Source organism: Streptomyces sp. NPDC046335 (assembly GCF_055587985.1).
This window is the reverse complement of sequence record NZ_JBVJFF010000024.1, coordinates 1-20,595: the sequence shown is the minus strand read 5'-3', so window position 1 is coordinate 20,595 and position 20,595 is coordinate 1. Positions and strand designations below refer to the sequence as shown.

General features: G+C 71.8%; 19 protein-coding genes. 11 read left to right on the top strand and 8 right to left on the bottom strand.

The window, feature by feature from the left end; all coding sequences use genetic code 11:
• Nucleotides 1-46 precede the first annotated feature (46 nt).
• Entirely contained in the window at nt 47-481 is a 435-nt protein-coding gene (locus ACZ6JY_RS38815; RefSeq protein ID WP_469204007.1) for an ATP-binding protein, read from the bottom strand.
• Nucleotides 482-643: 162 nt separating this feature from the next.
• Here ACZ6JY_RS38815 and ACZ6JY_RS38810 point away from each other — a divergent pair, with 162 nt between their 5' ends.
• The 3 genes from ACZ6JY_RS38810 (at nt 644) to ACZ6JY_RS38800 (ending at nt 3,312) form a co-directional block, all read left to right on the top strand.
• Complete coding sequence (locus ACZ6JY_RS38810) at nt 644-1,009, top strand: STAS domain-containing protein (RefSeq protein ID WP_469204005.1); 366 nt, start codon at nt 644-646, stop codon at nt 1,007-1,009.
• A gap of 207 nt (nt 1,010-1,216) precedes the next feature.
• Nucleotides 1,217-2,770 (top strand): glycine betaine/L-proline transporter ProP, encoded by a 1,554-nt coding sequence (gene proP, locus ACZ6JY_RS38805; protein ID WP_469204100.1) that lies wholly within the window; start codon nt 1,217-1,219, stop codon nt 2,768-2,770.
• Between the two features lie 38 nt (nt 2,771-2,808).
• Complete coding sequence (locus tag ACZ6JY_RS38800; protein ID WP_469204003.1) at nt 2,809-3,312, top strand: metallophosphoesterase family protein; 504 nt, start codon at nt 2,809-2,811, stop codon at nt 3,310-3,312.
• Between the two features lie 86 nt (nt 3,313-3,398).
• Here the strand turns inward: ACZ6JY_RS38800 and ACZ6JY_RS38795 are convergent, their stop codons facing one another.
• Nucleotides 3,399-5,003, bottom strand: coding sequence for a S8 family peptidase (locus ACZ6JY_RS38795; RefSeq protein WP_469204002.1), 1,605 nt, complete (start codon nt 5,001-5,003; stop codon nt 3,399-3,401).
• Nucleotides 5,004-5,545: 542 nt separating this feature from the next.
• Here ACZ6JY_RS38795 and ACZ6JY_RS38790 point away from each other — a divergent pair.
• A complete protein-coding gene (locus ACZ6JY_RS38790; RefSeq protein WP_469204000.1) occupies nt 5,546-9,130 on the top strand; it encodes a helix-turn-helix transcriptional regulator in 3,585 nt (1,194 codons plus the stop codon).
• Nucleotides 9,131-9,211: 81 nt separating this feature from the next.
• Here the strand turns inward: ACZ6JY_RS38790 and ACZ6JY_RS38785 are convergent, their stop codons facing one another.
• Nucleotides 9,212-9,994 carry a DUF899 family protein gene (locus ACZ6JY_RS38785; protein ID WP_469203998.1) on the bottom strand — a complete coding sequence of 261 codons (783 nt, stop codon included), beginning with the start codon at nt 9,992-9,994 and terminating at the stop codon, nt 9,212-9,214.
• 238 nt (nt 9,995-10,232) lie between these two features.
• Here ACZ6JY_RS38785 and ACZ6JY_RS38780 point away from each other — a divergent pair, with 238 nt between their 5' ends.
• The 4 genes from ACZ6JY_RS38780 to ACZ6JY_RS38765 all read left to right on the top strand — a co-directional run bounded on the left by ACZ6JY_RS38780 (nt 10,233) and on the right by ACZ6JY_RS38765 (nt 13,484).
• Nucleotides 10,233-10,613: a hypothetical protein gene (locus tag ACZ6JY_RS38780; RefSeq protein ID WP_469203996.1), complete on the top strand. Its 381-nt coding sequence runs from the start codon at nt 10,233-10,235 to the stop codon at nt 10,611-10,613.
• A 262-nt stretch (nt 10,614-10,875) separates the two neighbouring features.
• The gene (locus tag ACZ6JY_RS38775; protein ID WP_469203993.1) at nt 10,876-11,715 is read left to right on the top strand and encodes an MEDS domain-containing protein; all 840 of its coding nucleotides are present in this window, start codon (nt 10,876-10,878) and stop codon (nt 11,713-11,715) included.
• Entirely contained in the window at nt 11,715-12,233 is a 519-nt protein-coding gene (locus tag ACZ6JY_RS38770) for an ATP-binding protein (RefSeq protein WP_469203991.1), read from the top strand. The genes ACZ6JY_RS38775 and ACZ6JY_RS38770 overlap by 1 nt, the downstream gene beginning before the upstream one ends.
• A gap of 96 nt (nt 12,234-12,329) precedes the next feature.
• The gene (locus tag ACZ6JY_RS38765) at nt 12,330-13,484 is read left to right on the top strand and encodes a hypothetical protein (RefSeq protein ID WP_469203989.1); all 1,155 of its coding nucleotides are present in this window, start codon (nt 12,330-12,332) and stop codon (nt 13,482-13,484) included.
• 20 nt (nt 13,485-13,504) lie between these two features.
• Here the strand turns inward: ACZ6JY_RS38765 and ACZ6JY_RS38760 are convergent, their stop codons facing one another.
• Genes ACZ6JY_RS38760 through ACZ6JY_RS38745 form a run of 4 tightly spaced genes read right to left on the bottom strand, consistent with a single transcriptional unit; the run spans nt 13,505 to nt 17,274 of the window.
• Nucleotides 13,505-14,299, bottom strand: coding sequence for an inositol monophosphatase family protein (locus ACZ6JY_RS38760; RefSeq protein WP_469203988.1), 795 nt, complete (start codon nt 14,297-14,299; stop codon nt 13,505-13,507).
• A gap of 53 nt (nt 14,300-14,352) precedes the next feature.
• On the bottom strand, nt 14,353-15,708 hold the full coding sequence (locus ACZ6JY_RS38755) for a S41 family peptidase (protein WP_469203986.1): 1,356 nt from the start codon (nt 15,706-15,708) through the stop codon (nt 14,353-14,355).
• A gap of 36 nt (nt 15,709-15,744) precedes the next feature.
• Nucleotides 15,745-16,062, bottom strand: a complete 318-nt coding sequence (locus ACZ6JY_RS38750) for a hypothetical protein (protein WP_469203984.1) — start codon at nt 16,060-16,062, stop codon at nt 15,745-15,747.
• A gap of 42 nt (nt 16,063-16,104) precedes the next feature.
• Nucleotides 16,105-17,274 carry an FAD-dependent oxidoreductase gene (locus ACZ6JY_RS38745; protein WP_469203982.1) on the bottom strand — a complete coding sequence of 390 codons (1,170 nt, stop codon included), beginning with the start codon at nt 17,272-17,274 and terminating at the stop codon, nt 16,105-16,107.
• Nucleotides 17,275-17,484: 210 nt separating this feature from the next.
• Here ACZ6JY_RS38745 and ACZ6JY_RS38740 point away from each other — a divergent pair, with 210 nt between their 5' ends.
• The 3 genes from ACZ6JY_RS38740 to ACZ6JY_RS38730 all read left to right on the top strand — a co-directional run bounded on the left by ACZ6JY_RS38740 (nt 17,485) and on the right by ACZ6JY_RS38730 (nt 20,347).
• Entirely contained in the window at nt 17,485-18,105 is a 621-nt protein-coding gene (locus ACZ6JY_RS38740) for a TetR/AcrR family transcriptional regulator (protein WP_469203979.1), read from the top strand.
• Nucleotides 18,106-18,201: 96 nt separating this feature from the next.
• The gene (locus ACZ6JY_RS38735) at nt 18,202-18,672 is read left to right on the top strand and encodes a hypothetical protein (protein ID WP_469203977.1); all 471 of its coding nucleotides are present in this window, start codon (nt 18,202-18,204) and stop codon (nt 18,670-18,672) included.
• 235 nt (nt 18,673-18,907) lie between these two features.
• Nucleotides 18,908-20,347 (top strand): FG-GAP and VCBS repeat-containing protein, encoded by a 1,440-nt coding sequence (locus ACZ6JY_RS38730; protein ID WP_469203975.1) that lies wholly within the window; start codon nt 18,908-18,910, stop codon nt 20,345-20,347.
• A 144-nt stretch (nt 20,348-20,491) separates the two neighbouring features.
• On the opposite strand, the gene ACZ6JY_RS38725 is transcribed toward ACZ6JY_RS38730, so the two are convergent.
• On the bottom strand, nt 20,492-20,595 hold a 104-nt coding region (locus ACZ6JY_RS38725; protein ID WP_469204098.1), incomplete at its 5' end, for a sigma factor-like helix-turn-helix DNA-binding protein.

Below are 20,595 nucleotides of genomic sequence, written 5' to 3'. Positions count from 1 at the left end.
GCTGTGGTCAGCCCCCGAATCCGCCTGGGGACAGCCCTACCGTCGGTCAGAGGGACAGCCGCGCCGTGATGCGCTTGCCGACCGGTTCCCGCTGGACGCTGAGGTGTTCGGTGATCCGCGTGACGATCTCCAGGCCGTGCTGGCCGATCCGGCCGGGGTCGGCCTCGCGGGCCGCGGGGACGGTGGGGTCGCTGTCCCACACCGTGACCTCCACCATGCCGTCGATGACGCGCAGATCCATGAGCACCGGGCCCGGAGCGTACTTGAGCGCGTTGGTGACCAGCTCACTGACCACGAGCTGGGTCAGGTCCATGGCCCGGGAGGAGACGGACACGTCGTGGGCGGTACGGGCCCGGCTCAGAAAGGCCATGGCGAGATGGCGTGCCTCGGCGATGCACCCGTCGTCACCGACCAAGGCATGACTGGCCTGCGGCCGGGCATCCTGTCCGGCGCAGTTCTTGTCTTCGGTCCCGACTCCCATGCGTATCCCCGTTCCCCGCTGATCCTCCGAACTGCGCGTACCCGGCGAACAGCCACCTATGCACGATGTGTTTTTAGGCATAGCCGGTGGATTACGTCCGGCAGGGCCGGTGGGGCAGAATCGTCGGCACAGAGCCAGCCAGTACATACGTTCGGGGAGACGGTGACCAGCATCCAGGGGATGGGGCGGCCCGCGCGGCTGTCCATCGAAGAGCGCACCGTCGACGGAGTCCGCGTCATAGCGGTGAGCGGCGAGATCGACCACGACACCATGGGCCCGGTCCGAGACGCCCTGCTGCCGCCCGGCGCCGACACGCCGCGGCGCCTCGTGGCGGACCTCAGCGCCGTGACCTTCATGGACTCCAGCGGGATCAACCTCTTCCTCGCCGCCCACCAGACGGTCGGCGGCTCCGGCGGCTGGCTGCGCATCGCCGGGGTCCAGAGCTCCGTGCGGCGGGTCATCGAACTCGTCGGCCTCCACCTGGTCGTGGACTGCCACCTGACCGTCGAACAGGCCCTGGCGGGCTGAGACCCTCGTAGCGCTGTCCGGCGCCGGACAATTTGCCGGACCTCCGGGGCCAGCCCAGACTTGCCGCGACACGGCTTTCTCTCGCAGGCAGGACCGGCAGGCACGAGGAGAAAAAGCTCCATGGTGAAAGGCGAACCGCGCGGCACGCCCCGGAAGCCCCGTATGCCGGAGGGCGAATCGCGCGCATCACGTTCGGCGACCGACCGCATGGCGCGCACGCTGCTGCGCCGTCGGAAGAAGGCGATCAACGCCGAGGACGTGATGGTCTCGGACCGCCCGAAGGTGCGGCGCGCCGTCACGGCCGCGGCTCTCGGCAACACCATGGAGTGGTTCGACTTCGGTGTCTACGCCTATTTGGCGGGCACCATCGGCAAAGTCTTCTTCCCGGCCAGTTCCCCCGGCGTGCAGGTCGTCTCCACGTTCGCCACATTCGCCGCGGCCTTTCTGGTCCGCCCCCTCGGCGGCCTCGTGTTCGGACCCCTCGGCGACCGGATCGGCCGGCAGCGGGTGCTCGCCGCGACCATGATCATGATGGCGGCCAGCACGTTCGCGGTCGGCGTGCTGCCCACCTACGCCACCATCGGCTTCGCCGCCCCGCTCCTGCTGCTCCTCTGCCGCCTCGTCCAGGGCTTCTCCACGGGCGGCGAGTACGCCGGCGCCACCACCTACATCGCCGAGTACGCCCCCGACCAGCGACGCGGCTTCCTCGGCAGCTGGCTCGACTTCGGCACCTTCGTGGGCTACTCCCTGGGCTCCGGCCTGGTCACGGTGCTCACCCTGACCCTCGGCACCGACGGCCTGGAGAGCTGGGGCTGGCGCATCCCCTTCTTCGTCGCGGGACCGCTCGGGCTCATCGGCCTCTACATGCGGATGAAGCTGGAGGAGACCCCCGCCTTCCAGCAGGAGGCGGCCTCGTCGGCCGCCGCGCGCGAGGCGGACTCCGCCCGCGGGGACGGCGACCCGGTCGAGCAGGCCCGCCAGTCCGGCAAGGGACGCCTCAAGGAGATCTTCACCCGCCACTGGCAGGCCGTGCTGATCTGCATGGGCCTCGTACTGCTCTACAACGTCACCAACTACATGGTGACCTCGTACCTGCCGACGTTCATGACGGTGACCCTGGGCGAGAGCGAGACCACCGCGCAGCTCCTCGTCCTCGGCACCATGCTGCTCGTGGTCCTCGCGATCACCACGGTGGGCCGCAGCTCGGACCGGTGGGGCAGACGGCCGATGTTCATGGGCGGCAGCATCGCCATGATCCTGCTGTCCGTGCCCGCGTTCCTGCTGATCCGCGAGGGCGGCATCCTCTTCCCCGCGTTCGGCTGCGCGATCCTCGGCCTGCTCCTGGTGTGCTTCGCCGGTACGGCGGCATCCACCCTGCCGGCCCTCTTCCCCACCCGTCTGCGGTACGGCGCGCTGTCCATCTCGTTCAACATCTCCGTCTCCATCTTCGGCGGCACCACCCCACTGGTCGCCTCGTTCCTGGTCGACACGACCGGCAACACCCTCGTCCCTGCCTACTACCTGATGGTGGCGGGCGTGATCGGCCTGGTGTCGACGTTCTTCCTGCACGAGACGGCGGGACGCCCGCTGCGCGGCTCGGGGCCGATGGTCGAGACCGCGGGCGAGGCCCGCGCGTTGGTGGCGCGCAGCCGCTCGGAGGCGGGCCGCCACGCACGCGATCTGTGGGTGCGGCTGTGGCGCCCCCGGGGCAGGGGCCGCGGCGACAACAGGGACGGCAGACCCGGCAGACGTGACGACTGACCGCTGGACCACGCGGCGCACCGGCCTACGCTGAACCCATGCGCCTGCTGCTGACCTCCGACACACACGTGCCTGCCCGGGCCAAGCGTCTGCCGGACGCCCTGCTGGCAGAGATCGACCGGGCCGACGTGGTGATCCACGCGGGGGACTGGATCGACGAGGCCACGCTCGACCTGTTCGAGTCCCGCTCGCGCCGGCTGATCGCGGTGTACGGGAACAACGACGGCCCGCCCCTGCGCCGCCGGCTCGCCGAGGTCGAACGCGCGGAGCTGGCGGGGCTGCGGTTCGGAGTGGTCCACGAGACCGGGGCGGCCACCGGGCGCGAGCGCCGGTGCGCCGAACGGTTCCCTGATCTCGACGTGCTCGTGTTCGGGCACAGCCACATCCCCTGGGACACCGAGGCCCCCGGCGGCCTGCGGCTGCTCAACCCGGGCTCACCCACCGACCGCAGGCGCCAGCCGTACCGCACGTATCTCACCCTGACGGCGTCGGACGGCGCACTGCACGACGTGACCTTGCACCGACTGCCGCCCAAGCGCTGACCCCGTCAGCCGTGCGGCTGACGGGGCCAGAGCGGGTGAGAGCTGATCAGGGCTGATCAGGGCTGATCAGGGCTGATGAGCGCTGGTCAGAACTGGAGGGACCAGGCGTTGATGGTGCCGGTGTCGTTGGTCCAGTTGTCGGTCACGCGGAGCTTCCACGTGCCGTCGGCGGTCTCAGCGGAGGCGTCGACCCGGTAGGTGGCCTGGACGTTGTCGGCGCTGTCGTTGCTGTTGTAGTTCTTGAGCAGGTAGGCGGTGCCGTCGGGGGCGACGAGCTCGACCTTGAGGTCACCGCGGAAGGTGTGGCGGATGTCGACGGTGACGGACAGGTCGGAGGGGGCTCTGCCGGTGACGCCGGTGACCGGGAGAGGCGAGTCGACGGTGGCGTTGTCGCGGATCTGGTAGTCGTCGGTGTTCTCGAACTTCTTGCCGGTGGGCGGCGTGCCGTCGTCGGCGCCGGTGTGCAGGAGCTTGTTCGGGGAGCCGGTGCGCGCGTCGGTGACCTTGCCGGACGTGGCGTCGGTGACCAGCTTGTCGCGGACCTGGGCCGGGGACCAGGTCGGGTTGGCGGCGAGCAGCAGGGCGGCGGCGCCCGCGACGTGCGGAGAGGCCATGGAGGTCCCGCTCATCGACTGCGACGAGCTGTCACCGGAGTTGGACGTGGAGACGATGCTGTCGCCGGGCGCGAAGATGTCCAGGCAGGAGCCGTAGTTGGAGCCCTGGCCGTTGGACCAGCCGGTGGCGCGGGCGTCCCGGCTGTTGGTGGCGCCGACCGTGATGGCCGACGGGGTGGAGGCCGGGGAGTACGAGCACGAGTCGGCGTTGTTGTTGCCTGCCGCCACCACCCAGGTGACCCCGGAGGATATGGAGGTCGCCACGGCGTCGTTGACGGACTGCGTCTTGCCGCCGCCGATGCTCATGTTGGCCACGGCGGGCTTCGCCGCGTTCTTGGTGACCCAGTCGATGCCGGCCAGGACAGGGGCCCAGGTGTCGCCCGAGGTGCCCTGACAGTTCAGCACGCGGACGCCGACCAGCTTGACGCCCTTGGCGACGCCGTACGCGCCGCCGCCGACGGTTCCGGCGACGTGGGTGCCGTGGCCCTGGCAGTCGGAGGCGTTGGAGTCGTTGTCGATGAAGTCGTAGCCGCTGACCGCGCGGCCGCCGAAGTCGCGGTGGCTCATACGGATGCCGGTGTCGAGGACGTACGCGTTCACGTTGGCGGCGGTGGTGCCATAGGTGTAGCTGTCGTCCACCGGCAGGTCGCGCTGGTCGACGCGGTCGAGGCCCCAGGAGGGCGGATTGGTCTGGGTGTCCACGGCGTACGCCGCGGCGTCGGCCTCCACGCGGGCCACCGAGGGGTCGGCGGCCAGCTCCTTGGCCTCGCTCTCCGTCATCCGCACGGCGAAGCCGCGCAGGGCCGCGGTGTAGGTGTAGCGCAGGCTGCCCTTGTGCTCCTTGGCGAGCGCCTTCGCGGAGGCGGGGATCTCGGCGCGGGCGACCGAGTTCTTGAAGGTGACGATGTACGAGCCGTCGACCGCGCCGGGGCGGTCCGCGCCGACGATGCGGCCCTCGCCGTCGCCCGGTGGCACGGGAGCGGCCGCGGCACCGGTGGTCGCGGCGGCCCCGGCGAGCAGTGCGGTACTGGCACCGACGGCGAGCACGCGCCGCACGACGCGAGCGTCGATCTTCATGGTTTCTCCCTTGAGAGCTGTCCGGGTCCCGGTTGGGGACCCGGAAGGCGGCACCCATCGCCCCGGCCGCCGGAAGCGGCCGTTCTGTCGCCGCACTGTCGCCGTGCTGTCGCGGTCATGACATGCGACGGCGTGGCTGACCGCCGGGGCGGGGGGTGAGTGTGCCGCACGGAGTGGGGCTCCGTGCGGCACGGATCTGATTCCGCCGTACGGCCGTTGGGGACGGCCGTTCTCGTACGTCCGGACCTGCCGGCCAGGGACCGAGGCGTACGAGGATGACGTCGTCGGACGGGCCAGAGCTTCGGCCACGGCGGGGGAGCGCAGCAATCCGTATGCGCTACCCAAAGAGCGGTGGCCGCATGGAGCGGCGCCGCCGGCCGGGCGCCGGCATTCCGTAGGTGGTGGACCCCTATTGCGAATGAGGGGGGCGGACGAGTAGACCACCATTCAACGAACGCCGTGCTGCGGCAGGGAAACGGACCAGTGATGTGCGGTGAACTCCCGGGCCTTCCCGCGGGCGACGGCAGGTGAGAGGCGGAGCCGTGGAGAGACGTTCCTTCGGTACGGCGTGGGGCGGAACGACGACCGCCGGGGCCGGCTTCGTCGGACGCGGTGAACAGGCACGGCGGCTACGGGAAGCGCTGCGGGAGGGCCCCGTCCTCGCGGTGGTCCGGGCAGCGGCAGGGACGGGCGCGTCCCGGCTGGTGGACGAGGTGCTCGGCGAGGCGGAGTTCGCGGGCTGGACGCAGTTGCGCGGCGCCTGTCTCGACGCGGTCGGCACGGGGGCGCCGGGGCGCGGCGCCGACGCGGGAGCCGTGACGCCGCTCGGGCCTGTTGCAGAGCCCCCGCCGACCGGTCCGCACATGGCCGCCACGTGCGGCACGGCCCCGGCGGCCCTCCCACCACTCGAAGCCACCGCGGACCCCGCGACCGCCCCGCCGCTGCCCCCCGAGGCCGCAACGACAGCTTCGACGCCACCGAAGCCCGACACACAGACCCCAACGGCCACGCCTCTCGCCTCCGGCGGTGGCGGTGCGGCCTCGCTGGGCGTCGCCCCGCTCGCCTTCGGCGCTGGCGGCGGAGCCCCGTCGGCCGCCGCACCCGCCGCCTTCGGCGCTGGTGGCGCGCCTCTGCCAGCCGTGCCGGTCCCGCCGACCGCCACGTCTCTCGCCTCCGGCGCTGGGGGCGAGGCCCCGTCGGACGTCACGTCCCTCGCCTTCGGCGCTGGTGGCGCGCCCCTTCCAGTCGTGCTGGACCCGACGGTCGCCACGCCCCTCACCCCCGGCAGCGGTGGAACGGACCCGTCGGACGCCGCACCCCCCGCCCCCAGCCATGGCGACGCCGCCCCGCGGATCGTCGCTCCCCTCGCCCCCATAGCCGAAGCCCTGGCCGCGTTGCCGTATCGGAGCGGTGTTGTCGAACTGCCGCTTTCGCGGGTGGCCGGTGTCGTTGGGCTTCTCGTGCCCGAGTTGGCCGATCGGCTGCCCGAGCCGCCCGCGGGGGCTGCCGATCCCGAGGTGCGGTGCGGGTTGTTGCCGCGGGGCGTCTCCGCGCTGCTGGAGTCGCTCGGGGACGCCGTGCTGGTCGTCGAGGACGTCCACCGCGCCGACCCGGCCACCCTCGCCCTGCTCCACCATCTGCTGGGCACGATGCCGCCCCGGCTGCGGCTGATCGTCACCGAGGACGCCGCGCCCGGGCTGCCGGTCTTCGGAGTGGGGCTGCCGACGCGGACCCGCGTCGAGGAGATCGGCGTACAGCCGTGGACGTACGAGGAGACGGAGGAGTTCGTCCGCCGGTGGCTGCACGCCCACGGGCTGCACCGGGTGGAGGAGCTGCACGACCTGGTCGTACTGGTGCATGAGCTGACCGGCGGACTCCCGGGCGTGGCCGAAGCACTGCTGCGGGCCGCCGGGGAGTGGGTGTCGGCGCGGCAGGAGAGCGGGTCGCACGCACCGGCCGGCGCGCGGTCGGCCCGGGACAGCGGCGAGGAGCACAGCGGCGGCACAGGAGCCGCTGGCCACGGCGGGCGGCCGGCGGCGGATTCCATGCTCGCCGCCGTACGAGAGGTCGGCGTCCCGCCACGGGTCCGGCGCGACTTCGCCCTGCGGTACGGGCGCCTGGGCGAGGACGCACTCCGCGTCGCGGACGCCGCGGCGGTGCTCGACCGGGCGGTGCCCGTAGCCGTACTCGCCGAGGTGGCCGACGTCGCGCCCGAGTGGGCCGAGGCGGCGGTCGACGCGTGCGTACGCCTGGCCGTGCTGTGCGTCGCCGACGGCCCATGCCCCGCGTTCCGCAACCCGCTGGACCGCCGTGCCGCCCTGGAGCGGATACCGGCGCCGCGCCTGGCCCGGCTGAGCCTGCGCGCCGCCCGCGCCCTGCACCGAGGCGGTGACGGGCCGCTGCCGCTGACCGACCTCGCCCGGCTGTACGGAGCCGCCGGCCGCGTCCGGGACAGCCTGCGCTGCCTCGTCGCGGCGGCCGACCGGGCGGCCACGGCCGGCGACTACGCCACCGCCACCAGCCTCTACACCCGCGCCGTCGCCGAGGACCCGCGCGCCGACGGCCGCATCCGCACCGCCGCGAAACTGGCCCGCACCGCACAACTGGCCCGCGCCGGTGCCGAGGTGGTCGCCGCGGTACGGCGGGTCCTCGACGAGGACGCTCCGCCGCCCCGGCTGCGCGGCGACATCCGGCTACAGCTGAGCGTCGTGCTCCGCAACCAGAGCGGAGGCGCCCTGGACAGCCTGAACGAGGTCGCCCGCGCCATCCCCGACCTGGAGGCCTCCGACCCCCAGACCGCAGCCCGCGCCATGGCGGTCGCCGCCATCCCTTCCATCAAGGGCTGGCCCATCGACCGCCACCTGCACTGGCTCGACCGCATCGAGGAGCTCACCGACCAGGTCACGGACCCGACGGCCATCGCGGCCATCGCGGCCAACCGCGCCACCGCGCTGATGCTGCTCGGCGACCACCGCGCCTGGGCCGCCGCCGAGGCACTGCGCGGCCCGACGGGGAACGCCATGGAAGCCGCTCACCACACCCGCGGCTGGACCAACCTGGCGCACGCCGCCACCGCACTCGGATACGACGCGCGGGCCCGCGAGTTCCTCCAGCGGGCCGCCGACGGCCTCGCCGACACCAGCAGTCCGTACCTGGAAGGACTCACGCAGACCGCCCAGTTGGTGCTCGCCTGGCACGAGGGCCACTGGCAGGGCCTGCACGCCACCGCCGACCACACCACCCGCCTCTACCAGGAGATACCCGACCTGACCGCCGAAGCCATGCTGATCCGCGGGCTGACCGCGCTGCACGTGCTCGGCGACGTCCCCCGGGCGCGCCGCGACCTCACGGAGGCGGCCCGTATCACCCGCTACGACACCGGCGTCATCCTCACCGCGTCGGCCGCAGCCACCGCCCGTGTCCACCTGGAGGCCGGACGCCCCGGCCAGGCGTGCGAGGCGGTGGAGGAGACCCTGCACCGCCTCGAACGGACAGGCGGTTGGGTGTGGGCGGGGGAAGTGGCACCCACCGCGGTGGAAGCCCTGCTCGGCAGCGGGCAGAGCGCGCGGGCCCGGCGGCTCGTCGCCGACTTCGCCGAAGGGATCGAACACCGGGACGCGCCCGCCGCCCGCACCGCCCTGACCGTATGCCGGGCCCTGCTCGCCGAGGCCGATGACCGGCCGGACGAGGCCGTCGGCCTGCTGGCCGATGCGGAGGCCCAGTGGCGGGCGCTCGGCCGCCCCTTCGACGCCGCACGGGCGGCAGAGACCCGGGGGCGCTGCCTGCTTGACCTGCACGGCGAAGCGGCGGCCGACGTCATCCAGGACGTGGTCGAGACCTACCGAAAGCTGGGCGCACGCTGGGACGTGGCCCGCTGCCAACGGCTGCTGCGCCGCCACGACATCGTCACCACCCACCGCCGAGGCCGCCTCGGCTACGGCGACCAGCTCTCCCCGCGCGAGCAGGAGGTGGCGCAACTGGTCGTCCAGGGCCGGGCGAACCGGGACATCGCCGAGAGCCTGGTCCTGTCCACCCGAACCGTCGAACACCACGTGGCCCGCATCATGCGGAAGCTGAACGTCACGTCGAGGACCGACATCGCCCCGGCGGAACGGGGCGCCATCTGAAGGCGCGCGGCCGCAGGCGATACGTGCGGCGCACAGGGGCGTCCGATCCGTTCCGGCCGTCGCGCCCTCGGCGAGGTCCCCTCAGTGGTGATGGCCGCTCCGGCCGAGGGTCTCCACGGGGGTCGCGCCGGGACGGGTCCACTGGGGCACGGGGCGGCTTGTGGGGCCCCAGGTGGCGTTTCCGTCCGCGTCCGAGCGCCAGGACCAGCACGGGCTGCCGCCCTTCGGCCGGCCCTCGGGGTTGTCCTCCCACGCCTCGCCGCGGCCGTACGGCGTCAGGTCGAGCAGTCCGAGGGATGCGTTGGCCCGTTCTGTGCCGCGGCCCGTCGTGGAGTAGGTGAGGAACACGCGGTCGCCGTCGCGCAGGAAGCAGGTGAGGTAGCCCATCTCGCCGCCGACCGGCGCCGCCACGTCGCGCACCGAGTACCAGGGCTGGGTGTAGCCCATGAACTCGACGTACGCGGCCACCTCGTCCCAGCGGCCCGTCGTCAGGACGGCGAACGAGACACCGCGGGCGTTGAGGTAGACCGCGTCCCGCAGATGCCAGGCCGTGGTGGTGCAGCCCTCGCACTGTCCCTGATGCGGCGCGCCGTCGTACCACATGTGCTGGTACACCACGAGCTCGTCGCGGCCCTGGAACAGGTCCAGGAACGGCACCGGGCCGTCGGGCCCGACGACCTCGACCGTCCCGTCGAACTCCACCATCGCCAGCCTCCGCCGGGCCGCGGCGATGGCGTCGCCCTCGCGGGTGTGCGCCTTCTCGCGGACCAGCAGCTCGTCACGGGCGGCCTGCCAGGTGGCCAGGTCGACCACGGGCGGGCGGCCGGGCGGTGCGGCGGTCGGGTCATCCGGGCCGGTCGTCATGGGTCCTCCACGGTGTCGCGTGCCGATGACCGTCGCATGGCGGTCATGTCATGGAGGAGACTCTCGGGCCGACCGGAACTCATCGCGGCAGAGCCGGATCCGTGGAAGATTTTCGGGGCGCACACGAGCTGCCGGCGGCCGGCCACCCGTGTGGTCAGGCCTCGCCCGTCGCCGCCGCGACGACCGGAGCGCCGCGGCGCGGCTGTTTCGAACAAGGAGACGGGGTCAGACGGAGGGTATGAGTGAATCCACGAAGAACGTGAGTCGGGCCAAGCCCGGTCAGGCCAAGCCCGGCCAGGAGAAGGCCGGTCAGGAGAAGGCCGGGGCGGCGGCGCGCAGCGTCAAGTCCACGGTCGCCGGCGCCGCGGAGGGCACGGCGGGCCTCGGTGCCACCCTCGGCGAGAAGGCCAAGGCGAGCGGTGAGGTGCTGTCCACGGTGCCCGGCAAGGCGCTGCAAGCGGCGTCCACGACCTGGATGGTGCTCAAGAACCGCAAGGCCGTCGCGGCCGGAGTGGGCGGTGGCGCCATCGCCATGCTGGCAGGCGCCTACGCCCTTGGCGGAGCCAACGTACGCCGTGGCCACGGCCCGCTGACCCGGGCCACCGGCGGAGTCCTCTGAGGCTCAGCAGATGCGGGCGGTGGCCGAGAGCGGCCACCGCCCGCTGCCGTCGAGCCGGGAGGACGGTCGCTTTCGATCAGCGAAGCGAAAGCCTGAACGCCACGATCGTCCAAGGGCGGACACGCTGCTGCCACAACTGGGCTAAATGCTCTGCTGACGTGCGCGAAACGCTACCCTCACTCCTGTTTTGCCGTCGCGGAGCCCGCCAAGGATGAGGTGAGTGATGCCCGCCGCCGGCTCGGCATCTGTCGGTACGATCCCGGTGCAACAGCTTCGGGCAGGCGATCACGCCTTCGTCAGCTACGACGGTGATGACGCGGGCCGCGACGTGGTCTCCGCCTTCGCGTGGGCCGGACTGGCCGACCGCGAGAAGGTGATGGTGTTCGCCGCTCCGCAACTCGACGAGGACGAGGTGTGGGACCGGCTCGACGCGCCCGGCGCCTTGCTGGGAGCCGCCCGCGAGCGGGGCCAACTCACGGTCAGCAGCATGCGCGCCCTCATCCACCCCGACAGCGCGTTCACCCCCCAACGGCAGTGGCAGCGCATCTCGGAGGAGACCGACCGTGCGCTGGCCCAGGGGTACCGCGGTCTGCGGACCTACATCGACATGCACTGGGTGGGAGACCTGGACGCCGATGTCGATGTGATGAAGTGGCGCGAATCGCACGCGCATCATCTCTTCACCGACCGGCCCTACACCGAGATCTGCGCCTACGACAGCCGCTGGTTCGACCCCGATGTGCTGACGGCCATGCACGAGGCCCACCCCTGCCGGCTGCTGCCATCCCTCGGTGCCCTGCACGTGGAACACACGCCCGGCACCGTGAGATTGGCCGGTGAGGCGGACCTGGCCACACGGCAGGATTTCATCGGCGCCCTGCACGACGGCCTGAGACGCGTCGACGGTGGCGGCGAACTGACCGTGGACCTGTCCGGCCTCATCTTCCTCAGCGCCGCCTGCGCCGTGGACCTGCTGCGGCTGGTGCCCGCCGACGGGCAGGGCCACATCCGGGTGCGCTGTGGCCCGGTACCGGCCCGTCTGCTGAGGCAAGCGGGAGCCGACGAGATGCCACAGTTGCTGCTCAGCGAGGTGGAGCGCTGATGACGACGCCCGGGCCCCGTGAGGAACCCGCTGTCACCTTGCTGGAATCCCGCTTCACCCAGGACGACATGCCGAGGCTGCGGCTGCTCGTCGAGCAGTACGCCGGCCGCGAAGGGCTGCCCGATCCACGCCGGGGTGAGTTCGTGGTGGCCATGGACGCCGTGGCCGTCAACGCGGTCGAGGAGCCGGGCGACGCGGGCACGCTGGTACTGCAGAGGAGCCACAGCCACCTGCTCTGCCGGATCCACGACCTGGGCCCCGACTGCGGCGCCCTCGCCGCTGTCGACCGTGCTCCCGGACCTGGGGATCACCCGACGGGGCACGGACTGTGGCTCGCCGGCCGGCTCACCGACGACATCACGTTCGACCCGGGCCCCGGCGGAGTCATGGTGACCCTGGCCGTACGCCTGCCGCGCTCGGAGTGGACGGCCGGATCGCTCAACAACTCGATCACTGTGACGTCCGATCGACACCCGGGCTCCCAAAAGGTGTCTTTTCCACCTGAAGAATTCGCCTGAAGGAAATGAGGTGACCCTTCTGGGCGAGGGGCCGCTTGCATCGACAGGCTCACGGACCATACTGGTCGGGCCCTGATCACCGCACAGAACGACTCCATGGCCAAAAACAGCACCCCCTCGACGACCGTCCCCCACACAGCGTGGCTGGGACGCGGACGCCACCTCGGCTCCGAGCCCGAGCAGGACGTCCGGCGCAACCTGATCGCCCTCAAGGCGGCCGGGGTGCTCGACGACTTCCTCGACCTCGACCCCGTCGAGGCGGCTCGCTCCACCGTCCTGCACCCGAGGGACGAGTCCGCCGATCCCGGCCCCTCGGCCCGCCGCTGCTTCGAGGCGCGCTGGCGCGTGGGCGACGACGTGCCGGTGCGCGCGCAGTTGACCACGTACGACCCCGAGGTCCGCCGCAAGGACGGCGGCGAGGGCGTCATCTGGATCCTGGCCGCCGAGGCGGAACGGGCGTGGGACGTGCAGTGGCCCTCGCCCGCGACCATGTTCTGGCCCGACAGCGACCGGGTCCCGTGGGATCACGACACGGTGCCGGGCGTGCGCCTGCGCACGACGAACCACCTGCCCAAGGACGACGACGAACTGCGCCACCGGCTGCGGGACTGCACCCGGCAGAGCTGGTTCATCCACGTCGTCGTGCATGAGGCGATGACACCGGACGCGGTGGGGGAGCAGCCGCTGACGGAGTTCCTGCCGCCGAGCCTGCGCCACCGGGTGGTCGAGCACCGGGGCACGCCGGATCAGGCGCAGATCGCCGACTTCGCGATGAAGCGGGAGCTGAGCGTACGGATGCCGCGCGGCGGCGCCGTCATCCTGCCCACGGTGCCGCAGACCGCGGGGTACGACGCGGACCACTTCACGGTCCGCAGCGTCTTCCTGGACGGTTCACGGCCGTCCGAACTCCTCGACAAGATCGACGAGTTCGCCGCGCTGCCGCGTGACATGTCGGCCGAGGCCGAGCGGGCCCTGACGCGGCTGCGCCAGGGCTGGCACCTGCTCACCCAGGACGAGGAACTGATCCACGCCCAGGCCATGGTCGCCAAGTACGCCGAGGCGCTGGAGGCGATGACGAACGCCTGTGACCTGTACCGGGAGGCGGCCGAGGCGGCGCAGTCCGCGCTGGCCGAGGCGACCGGCGGCGACGGCGTGCCCCGGCCGTCCGCGCCCGGGCAGACCAAGGCGGAGGGCTCGCCGCTGAGCGCCCTCACGAAGGCGTTCGGCCGCTTCAGGGATCCGAACAAGTAGGGCCGGGCCCGAGGGCGGTGTCAGCCGCGGATCATCGACATCAGCAGCCGGTGGGTGTCGCCGTCGGCGGCCGCCACCAGCCCTCGGCCCGCTCCGCCCAGCGGACCGCCGTCGACCCCGGTGACTACGCACCCGGCGGCGCGGCACAGCGCGATCCCGGCCGCGAAGTGCACGCTCTCGGACAGATCGCCGCCGTCCGTGACGTACGCGGCCCGCTTGCCGGCGGCGACCCAGGCCAACGCCAGAGTGGTGGACACGACGCGGGGCCGGAAGCGTTCCACGAACGCCTGCCCGGCCAGCAGGTCCACGGCCCGGAAGCCGGGCGCGCCCGGGAACGGCGGATCCAGGTTGACGTCCACGAGGCGGGTGGCGGACGTGGGCGCGAGCGGGGTGTCGACGCCATCATGCCGCATCCGAGCCGTCTCGCCGTCGGTGAAGAAGACCTCGCGGCTGAACGGGTCGGCCACCGCGGCCGCGCCACCGCGCAGGGCCACATTGACGGCCACGAGCGTGTTACCGACGGCGTAGTTGAGCGTGCCGCACAGAGGATCCACCAGCCACTGGCGCCCACCCTCCGCGGCGGCGCCCCGCTGCCCGCCCTCCTCGCCGAACACGCCGTCGTCGGGCCGCGCGGCCCGGATGACGCCGAGAATCGCCTCCTCGGCCTCGATGTCGGCGGCGGTAGCGAAGTCTCCGGCCCCCTTGTCGGTCCGGGCGAGCCGCTGACCGTACAGACGGCGCACGACTTCGGCGCCGGCCCACGCCGCGGCCACGGCGACCTCCCAATCGGCAAGCCTGGCAGGTGGTTTGCTCATGCCGCGGAGGATACCGACGCCACGCGGACGGTCGGGGCGCGACGACCGGGCAGTCACCGCAGCACGCTCAGGGCCCGGTCGAAGGCCGAGTCCCGCTCCTCGGCGAATTCCTCCTCGGTGAAGACCGGTTCCCTCAGGTGCGGCGGGATGCCGGGACCGTCGAACGTGTCGCCGGTGCGGGTGAGGTACTTCTCGTTGGGCAGTACGGCACCCATCCCGTTGGGCAGCACACGCCCCATGATGTCCGAGAAGACACCCTGCGTGGACTCGCCGATCCGTACGACGCGACCGGGCCGGTCGATGAGGGCTTGGGTGAGCGTTTCCCCCGCGCTCACCGTCGATCCGCCGGTCAGTACCGCGATGGGACCGGTGTAGCGCGGTGCCGGGGCGGGGGAGACCCGGATCGGCTCGGGGCGCGTGTACTTGGCCGGATCGGCGGGGTCGTTGCGGGCGCGCTTGGTGTACGCGATGTAGGGCGTGTCGGTGAGGCGCTCGGCGACGCGGATGCCGAGGGCGTCGGACCCGCCGTCGTTGACGCGCAGATCGATGACCAGGCCCTTGAGCCGCTCGGCACGCTTCTGGGTGAAAATTGCGTCAAGGGCGTGGTCGAGCTCGGCCAGTTCGGCGGAGTAGGGGGCGCCCTCTGCCGCGTAGCCTCCGAAGCCGGAGATCCGCAGATAGCCCTGACCGCCCGGCAGATCGGCGTACGTGATGCGTCCGTTGCCGAAGTCCCGTACGTCGCGGGCGTTTACGAGGTCACGCTTGACGACGTACTTCTTGACCTTGGCGTCGAGCTCGTCGTCGGGAAGGACGGTGCCGGGGCGGCCTTGCGCGAAGTAGTGCTCGATGTCCCCGACGGAGACGTGCGCGTCGTACAACGGGGCCACCATGTCGCGGAAGACGGTGAACAGCTCCTCGCGCGTGGTGTCCGCGTGCACCTTCGGCCGGTAGTGCGCGCGCACGCCCTCCCAGTCGATGCCTTTGGCGGCGAAGAAGGGGTAGTTCTCGGCGAAGGAGCTCCAGAACACGTCGAAGGCGGCGAGCGGGCCCTCGGGCGCCGGGCGGGTGCAGTCGTCCGGCAGCGCCGGTATCCGCTTGAGGTTCCGGTGCCCCACGGAACCGTCTATCCCCAGGGAGGCACGGTCACGGTGGTGCCCGGTGCGCACTCTGAGGACGACGTTGGCCGGGGTGGTGTAGACGCCGGAGCGGGTCTCCCGGCCGGTGAAACCCTTGAGGCAGCTCACGGCAGTGGTCTGATACTCCTGGAGCTTTCCGTCGCGCAGGTCGAGGACGGTGCCATAGCCGTCCATGCGCCATATGCCGTCCGCGGTCGGCGGACTGGCGGCGGCGGCCGGAGTGGCTCCTGCGGCGAGCGTCAGGGCGATGGCGGCAGACACGGTGATACGCACGAAGTCACTCCCTGGAGTTTGCGTCACTGTTCTCGTTCACACCCACTGATAGTCGTCGTCCGTGACGGGTGGCAGGGCCGCGTCGCCGACCGGGGTGTCGGGGCCGAGGGGCGGGAACAGTGGCAGCTCGGCGGCTGCCCGGTGGTGGGTCCATTGGATGTGGCCGATGTCCGTGCCGCCGTCGGCGAGGTCCTCGCCGGGCTCCACGTTGCCGCCGATGACGGAGCAGAGGACGGCGCCGGGGCGGTCCCGCCGGATCAGGGCGATGTCGTCACCGCAGTACATCAGGGCACCGACGCGGATCTTCACCTCGCTGAACGGTACTTGGCGTTCCGAGGTGTTCGTGTTCGACATGGGACGAGTATCTCGCAGGGCCACGCCGGGGCGGCGGACGCCTCAGTGGTGACTCGTCATATGGGCCAGGGTCTGGGCCGCGCTGTCCGGGGCGAAGGCACCGGCGATTCCCTCGGCCGCGCCTTCGGCGGCTTCGACGGAGCGGGGCAGGACGGCCTTCTCGTACGAGGTGATCGCCTGGTCGATGGTGGGGTGGTCGACCAGGGCCCGCGCGAGGTCGGCGCCGTCGAGCATGGCGAGGTTGGCGCCCATCCCGGAGACGGGGGACATGAGGTGGGCGGCGTCACCGAGGAGGGTGACGCCGGGTGTGTGGGGCCAGGCGTGGGGCACGGGCAGGGCGTACAGGGGGCGGTTGGTGTAGCCGGTGTCGGTGGCGGTGATGTAGCCGAGCAGGTCGGGGGCCCAGCCGCTGAAGCTCGTCAGAAGGGCTTCGCGCACGGCGGCCCCGTCGGCGAGGTCGAGCCCGGCCCGCCGGTACCAGTCCTCGGCGGTACGCATGCCGACGTACACGCGGATGTGTCCGCCGCTGTTGCGCTGGGCGACGAAGCCCTGGTTGTCGTCGAGGGCCATCATCGTGCCGTCGCCGGTGAGCGCGGCGAGGCCGGGGTGGTGGGTGTCGGCGTCGTCGAGGCCGGTCTCGACGAACGTGACACCGGTGTAGACGGGTTGAGCCTCGGACAGCAGGCTGCGGACCTTGGACCAGGCGCCGTCGGCCCCGATGACGAGTTCGGCGTCGACCGTGCTGGAGTCGGCGAAGTGCAGACGGTGGACGCCGTCGCCAACGGGCTCGGCCCGGTTCAGCTTGTGGCCCCACCGCACGGTGCCGGGTGCGAGCGAGCGTACGAGGAGATCGCGCAGTTGGCCGCGGTCGATCTCGGGATTGCCCTCGGCGGCGTCGGCCTCCGGCGGGGTGGCGTCGAACAGAATCCGGCCATCGCGGCTCACCAGGCGTATCTGCCGGCCCTCGGGGCGGGCCCGGGCGAGAAAGTCCGCCAGCAGACCGGCCGCGCGCAGGGCGTGTTGACCCGTGCCGGGGTGCATGTCGAGGGTGCCGCCCTGGTCGCGGGCGTCGGGGGAGGCGTCCTGCTCGTAGACGATGGCGGCGATGCCGTGCCGCTGAAGGACGCGGGCGCAGATCAGGCCGCCGGGGCCCGCGCCGACGACGGCGATGCGGGGCGTGGTGGTGTGCGTGGTCATGGTGTGCGTGGTCATGGTGAGTGGTGGTCCTTCGGTCGTATGGGGTGAGTGAGGCCGCGGTGCTGACGCGCGGCCGGACGGGCCTCAATCGCCGCTGGAGGCAGCGGCGTTGGCGTGTTGCCGCGGGCCGGTCTCAGCGGCCCGCATCCAAAAAAAGCACACCGACTCACTAAGTGCAACAGGTAAACTGTTGTATCCGTCCAACCGAAGGGTATGCTTCTGCGCATGACCAACACCGGCACCGGTACGGATTCCGGCACGGGCGTCCCGGCAGCGGCGCCGATGGGCCGTCGCGAGCGCAAGAAGGCCGCCACCCGCCAGGCCATCGCCGACGCCGCGCTGCGCCTCTTCCTGGAGCGCGGGTACGACGACGTGGGCATCCGGGAGATCGCGGACGCCGCGGACGTCTCCACCACCACGCTGTTCAAGCACTTCCCGGTGAAGGAAGCCCTGGTCTTCGACGAGGACGCCGCGAACGAAGCCGCCCTGCTCGCCGCCGTACGCGATCGGCCCAAGGGGCGGTCCATCCCCGCGGCGTTGCGTGAACACGCCCTCAGTCACCGCATGGCGGCGACGGAGGACGACGCCCGCTTCACCGCGTTCTCCGATCTCGTGAACAGCACTCCGGCCCTACGCGACTACGTGCAGGGCATGTGGCTTCGTCACACCTCCGCCCTGGCGCAGGTCATCGCCGAGGAGAGCGGCCTGCCCGCGGGCGACCCGGCCTGCACCGCCCTGGCCCACTTCGCCCTCGAAGCACCGTACGCGGCTCGCGGCCACGCCGACCCGCGCCAGGCGGTCACGCGCGCTTTCGAGCTGCTGGAGAACGGCTGGGGGTCTCTTTGACCGACGCGCCGGCGGGCGACAGTAAAACGACGGACCGATCAAGGACCGATCAAGGGCCGATCAAGGACCGTTCAAGGATCGATCGAGGAGTGACCGATGTGGTCGACCGTGATAGCCGTGCTCGGCACGCTCGCCGGTGCCGCTCTGGCAGGCCTGACCGCGCACTGGACGGACCGGCGGGCCCGCGCCGCCGATCATGAGCAGCGGGTGAGGGACGCCGCCGCGCAACTCCTGGCCGCGTCCTTGGCGTACCGAGAGCTCTTCTGGCTTCAGTTGGCCGATGTCCGCAGCGGCGAACCGCCGAGCAGGGAGGGGCGAGCCGCCGTGTACCGAGCGCGGTCGGAGGTCACTCAGGCCTTCGACCGTCTCGCCCTCACCGCCTCGGACCCTCATCTGGTCGAGGTCGCACTCGAAGCCGCCTGGTCGGCCATCGACCTGAGCGACATCGTCCTCGGCGAGGCGCACGACCAACGCTTCGGCCCAGAGGTCGAAGCCGCGCTCGTCGCCGGGCGGACCCGGAGCCGCGACGCGCACTCGGCGCTGCGTGACGCCGCCCGCGCCCGGTAGTCCGACGCCGCACGCAGACCCGGGGAGGGGCGGCCGCTGGGCCGCGCCTGCCTTCTGGTGCCTCGCCTCGTGAGAGCTTCTGACACCTCAGGAGAGGCTGGGTCGGAAAAAAGTGTGACCGTTCCGGACCTCTTCAGCTTATGATCTGGCGTAATTTGATCTTTTGGCGGCTATTCCTGGCCACGTCTTTCGGGCTGAGCCCGGACCGGCCGCCATGGGAAGTGGGGGGAACCACATGCGCCGCAGAGCGCTCACCGCTGCCGCCGTCTGCGCGGCCGCACTCGCCGGTACGACAGGGCTCGCGCCCGCCGCCCTCGCGGCACCGGCAGCCGACGTCACCGCCCGTCCGGCGGGCGACAAGGCCGACTTCAACGGCGACGGCTATCAGGACCTCGCCATCGGCGCCCACACGGCGACCGTGGGGGACATCAAGCGCGCGGGTGTCGTCACCGTCGCGTACGGCTCGGCCACCGGTCTCACGTACGAGACCGCGAACATCCTCAGCCAGGCGAGCCCGGGCGTACCGGGTGAACCCATGGCGGACGGCAAGTGGCGCCAGGTCAGCGCCGCCGGCGACCTGGACGGCGACGGCTACGACGACCTGGTGGTGAACTATCTCGAGAAGACCACGGTGCTGTGGGGGAGCAAGGACGGCATCACCGGCGAAGGCACCGCCCTGCCGCCCGGGAACTACACCGAAGAGTCGCCCAAGCTGCTCGGCGGCGGCATGGGCGTGGGTGACGTCAACGGCGACGGCATCGACGACTTCGTCAGCCGCTCCCACCACGGCGGCTACGGCGTCTCCGTCCTGCTCGGCCCGCTGAACCGCACCACCGGCAAGCCCGCCGCCGTGTGGAACCGCGACACCGGCCAGGAGGACGACCTCGTCATCGGCACGGTCTACGTCGGCGACCTCACGGGTGACGGCAAGGCCGACGTCGTGGCCAGCGGCGGGGTCGTCCTCGGCAGCGGAACGCCGGGCGGTGTGGTGCTGAAGGGCTCCGCCGACGGCCTCGTGAAGGGCAGCAAGTTCGACGGCCCGTACCGCCACGAGGACAGCCTGCCCTCCGCGTTCGGCGACCTGAACAAGGACGGCTACCAGGACCTGGTCACCGGCTACCCCGGCCAGAACAAGGTGTACGTCACCTACGGCGGCGAGAACGGCGTCAGCACCACCGTGACGTCACGCGCGTACACGCAGGCCTCCGCGGGTGTGCCGGGCGTGGAGGAGGCGGGCGACAAGTTCGGCTCCGCGGTGGCGGTCGGGGACACCGACCGCGACGGGTACGCGGACCTGGTCGTCGGTGCCTCGTACGAGACCGGCTCCGACGCCGCCACCACCGCCAAGTCGGGGGCGATCACCGTGCTGCGGGGCGGCGCCGACGGCATCACCACGACCGGCGCGAAGTCGTTCACGCAGAACGCCCGCGGCGTGCCGAGCACGTCGGAGAACGACGACCACTTCGGCGCCTCGGCGGCCCTGGTCGACGCGGGCGCGGACGGCGCCACGGAGCTGTACGTCGGCGGCAACGGCGAGGACGGCTACAAGGGCCGCGTCTGGAAGCTGCCCACGGGCACCGCGGGCGTCACGGGCGAGGGTGCCACCAGCTTCCACCTCGGCAGCGTCGGCGGCCCGGCGGGCGGCGGCAACTTCGGCTACCGCATGGCCGACTGACCCGACTGACCCGACTGACCCGACTGACCCGACTGACCCGACTGCCCGACTGACCTGATGAACCACTGAGGGGGCCCGCCGACCGGCGGGCCCCCTCTTCGTCACTGTCTCGTCTTTGTCGCTGTCCTACGCCTGCTCGCTGCCCTATGCCTGCTCGCGGTCCATGAGGCCGGTGCGGAGTTTGGTGATGGTGCGGGTGAGGAGGCGGGAGACGTGCATTTGGGAGCAGCCGAGGTGGTCGGCGATGT